At 29.7% G+C, this 3,794-nt stretch carries 4 protein-coding genes; 1 reads left to right on the top strand and 3 read right to left on the bottom strand.

The genetic code is table 11. The features are described 5' to 3' along the window. The 3 genes from VK071_03870 to VK071_03860 all read right to left on the bottom strand — a co-directional run. The coding region (locus VK071_03870) for a pyridoxal phosphate-dependent aminotransferase family protein (GenBank protein ID HLR34451.1) at window positions 1-493 on the bottom strand (493 nt) is incomplete at its 3' end. A gap of 62 nt (window positions 494-555) precedes the next feature. Continuing rightward, window positions 556-1,683 (bottom strand): tRNA epoxyqueuosine(34) reductase QueG, encoded by a 1,128-nt coding sequence (queG, locus tag VK071_03865; GenBank protein HLR34450.1) that lies wholly within the window; start codon window positions 1,681-1,683, stop codon window positions 556-558. 16 nt (window positions 1,684-1,699) lie between these two features. Continuing rightward, window positions 1,700-2,530 carry a deoxyribonuclease IV gene (locus tag VK071_03860; GenBank protein ID HLR34449.1) on the bottom strand — a complete coding sequence of 277 codons (831 nt, stop codon included), beginning with the start codon at window positions 2,528-2,530 and terminating at the stop codon, window positions 1,700-1,702. A gap of 138 nt (window positions 2,531-2,668) precedes the next feature. Here VK071_03860 and rodA point away from each other — a divergent pair, with 138 nt between their 5' ends. Continuing rightward, the gene (rodA, locus tag VK071_03855; protein HLR34448.1) at window positions 2,669-3,775 is read left to right on the top strand and encodes a rod shape-determining protein RodA; all 1,107 of its coding nucleotides are present in this window, start codon (window positions 2,669-2,671) and stop codon (window positions 3,773-3,775) included. Window positions 3,776-3,794 lie beyond the last annotated feature (19 nt).

Genomic DNA, 3,794 nt, shown 5'->3' with positions numbered 1-3,794 from the left:
GTATTTGTTCTAAATGATTTATGTCAGAATGTTTAAATATTGCCTTCTCTGCCCTACTAAGTCTCGTTCCATCAATTATAGATGCATGATTTAACTCATCTGAAATAATTAAATCCCCTTTTCCTGTTACTGCTTGGATTGTACCTGCATTAGCATTAAATCCTGATTGATAAATAAAAGCAGCTTCTTCACGCTTAAATTCTGATAATATTTTTTCTAATTCTTCATGTATTGCCATATTACCTACTATAGTTCTTACAGCTCCTGCCCCTGCACCATATTTCTCAACGGCTTCAATAGCTCCCTTTTTAAGCCTTGGGTGATTTGCAAATCCTAAGTAGTTATTAGAAGAAAGGTTTATAACCTTTTTCCCATTTAACATTATTTCCGCTTCATTTGCACCATCTAAAACCGGAAGTTTCCTATAAACTCCTTGTTCTTTCAAGTCTTCAATGCTCTTCTTTAAATAGTTAAGTTCATGGACATTGCCCACAATTATCACTCCTTAGTTAAATTAAAATTGTACATTTATAGTATAACACAAATAAGCTATATTTAATTACCGAACTTTATATCATTATATTTTAGTAATTTATATAACTCAGTTTTTACACTTTCATTCTCTTCATTTTTCAATGTTTCTCTAATAATTTCTTTAGCTATTTCCTTATCTATATTTAAAATAGCCCAGGCAGCATATTTTCTAATCATAGGGCTTGCCTCATTTTCCAACATAGATTTTAAAGTTTCTATATGCTCTTTCTTTTTCATATTTCCAAGGGCAATTATCCCATTTCTTTTTAAAATATTTTTCCCTCTCCAACTACCAGCCATTTTACCATACTTTTCTTTAAACTCTCTGTTAGACATTTTTAATATTTCTTCTATATTGACACATCCTTTAGTTTCCCTAGGAATAAAATATTCATTACTACCTTTTTTCACATCTTTATTTTTAGGGCATACCATTTGACAAGTATCGCAACCATAAATTTTCACACCCATTTTATCTCTTAATTCATAAGGGATATTGTCCTTTGTTTGAGTGAGATAAGAAATACACCTTTTTGGATTTAGTCTAAAGGGTTCCTTTAAGGCTCCAGTAGGACAAGCTTTGAAGCATAAGGTACATTCCCCGCAATGATTTTTAGCTTCAACAGGTCGAAAATCAATATCTAAACTAGTCAATATATATCCTATAAATATAAATGAACCATATTCATCATTAATAATAGAGCAATTCTTCCCATAATAGCCTATACCTGCATTTTTAGCAATTTCTCTATCTATTAATGGTCCTGTATCTACAAAATATTTATAATCAAAATCTTTTATCTTTTTTATTTCTTCTATAAGATTTTCCATTTTTTCTTTCAATACTAAATGATAGTCTATACCCCAAGAAGATTTCGAAAGACTCCCCTTTAATTTAAAGTCTACTTTTTCATGATAATCTATATTATAAGACAATCCTAAAACTATAATAGTTTTACAATTTTCTAGTGTTACTTTAGGATCTATCCTTTTATTTATATTGTCCTCTTCAAATTCTGTTTGATTCCCTTTATTTTTTCTTTCCACTATATAATCTTTTACCTGTCCCAAAGGACTACAATCTGTAAAACTAATTACATCTATATTTAATTCTTCTGATTTTTGCATAATATATTCTTTTAAATCCATTAACTCACCTTTATAATCAATCTTTTAATTTTTCTAATAACTCTATTTCTTCCTTATATCCTTCTAATTCATTTGGTGTTTCTAAATAAAATGGTAAATTCTTAAGTTGAGGATGATTAATAATATTTTTAATAGCTTCTAAACCTATAGTTCCTTCCCCAATTTTTTCATGTCTATCTTTTCTGCTATTAAATTCTTCCATACTATCATTTAAATGGATCGCTTTAAGTTTTTCTATACCAATATGTTTATCAAATTCCTCTAATACTCCATCTAAATCATTAACAATATCATAACCAGCAGAATAAATGTGACAAGTATCAAGACAGACTCCAAGCAATTCTTTATATTTTACCTTCTCGATTATTGTGCCTATTTCTTCAAATTTGTGCCCTATCTCTGTTCCACGACCAGACATTGTTTCTAAAAGTATCATAGTATTTTCGTTTCCTGTAATAATCTCATTTAAAGCATCTGCAATTCTTTCTATTCCATATTCTACACCTTTTCCTACATGATTTCCTGGATGAAAATTAAAATAATGACAAGAAGGTATCCTATCTAACCTTTCATAATCCTCCTTCATAATTGCTTTTCCCATCCCATAAATTCTATTTTTATAAGATGCTAAATTTAAAATATATGGTGCATGAGCTAATAAAGACCCAAAATTATTTTCTTTTAGTATTTCTTCCATTCCCTTTACATCATCTATATCTAAGTCTTTACTAGCAGAACCCCTGGGATTCCTCGTGAAAAATTGGAACACATTAGCATTTATACTTACTGCTAATTCAGCTGCTTTTATATATCCTTTAGATATAGTTAAATGTGAACCTATATACATATAATCATCCTTTCTAATTATGCTTTCTATTATATAATACCATATACTAATATAAACTAACTATTTCATCTTTATTAATTTATGATATAATTTATCTTGTATGATAAAATTTGTGTTATTACAAAAAGGGGAAATTCTATGTTTGCATTTAAAAAAAATATTTTTAAAAAGTTCGATTGGATTCTATTTATTACAGTCATCTTTTTAGCCATATTCGGAATCTTAATGATATTAAGTGCTACGGCAAGTTATGAAGACTCACGTTTCGTTAAGGTTCAAACTTTTTCCATGATATTAGGAATTGCTACTATGATTGGATTAGTGCTACTTGACTATAAAATACTGGGGAAGTTTTATATACCCATTTATATTGTGTCTAACTTATTACTTGTAACAGTGCTTATATTCGGTGTTGGTAAAGAGATATGGGGGGCAAAAAGAGCCCTTCAAATAGGTAGTTTTGTATTTCAACCTGCAGAAATAGCAAAGGTTGGAGTAATTATATCCTTATCAAAATTAATTGAAAAAAATAAATATGAAATAAATAAACCATCAGTATTATTAAAAATATTACTTTTTGCTGCTATACCTATGGGACTTATACTTTTGCAACCAGATTTAGGAACTACCCTTGTATTTGCTTTTTTCGTTGCAGTCATGCTTTTTGTAGCAGGATTAGATTTAAAATATTATGGCTATGTCATACTTGTTATGTTAATATGTATACCTATTTTATGGACATCTATGGAAGGATATCAAAAAAAGAGGATAACGGATTTTATAAACCAAGAAGAAGATACAAGTGACGCTAATTACCAAGCCCAGGAAGCAAAAATAGCAGTAGGTTCAGGGAAAGTCTTTGGTCGAGGTCTTTTCCGAGGAGTTCAAACCCAATATGGATATATACCAGAAAAACAAACAGATATGATTTTTGCAGTAGTTGGGGAAGAATTAGGTTTTATAGGAGGCCTAACCTTATTTATCTTATATTTCATAATGCTATATCGGCTCATTAAAATCGCTAGAGATACTGAGGATATATTTGGTTCTTTAATAGTTACCGGAATAACGGCTATGTTTCTATTCCACATTTGGGAAAACATAGGCATGACCATAGGTTTAATGCCTATTACGGGTATAGCTCTTCCCTTTATGAGCTATGGTGGTACTTTCTTATTAGTAAATATGATTTGTATTGGATTATCTTTAAGCGTGGGAGTTCATAGAGAAGGCCTTACATTTTAAATGTTTTGGCCTTTTTATA

The organism is Tissierellales bacterium (genome assembly GCA_035301805.1).
Taxonomy (GTDB): domain Bacteria; phylum Bacillota; class Clostridia; order Tissierellales; family DATGTQ01; genus DATGTQ01.
This window is presented reverse-complemented; position numbering and strand designations above follow the sequence as displayed.

What these genes read in the sequence shown, in the direction of transcription:
- queG (HLR34450.1), bottom strand. Translation starts at nt 1,683, where the DNA reads ATGGATTTAAAAGAATATATTATGCAAAAATCAGAAGAATTAAATATA.
- VK071_03860 (HLR34449.1), bottom strand. Translation starts at nt 2,530, where the DNA reads ATGTATATAGGTTCACATTTAACTATATCTAAAGGATATATAAAAGCA.
- rodA (HLR34448.1), top strand. Translation starts at nt 2,669, where the DNA reads ATGTTTGCATTTAAAAAAAATATTTTTAAAAAGTTCGATTGGATTCTA.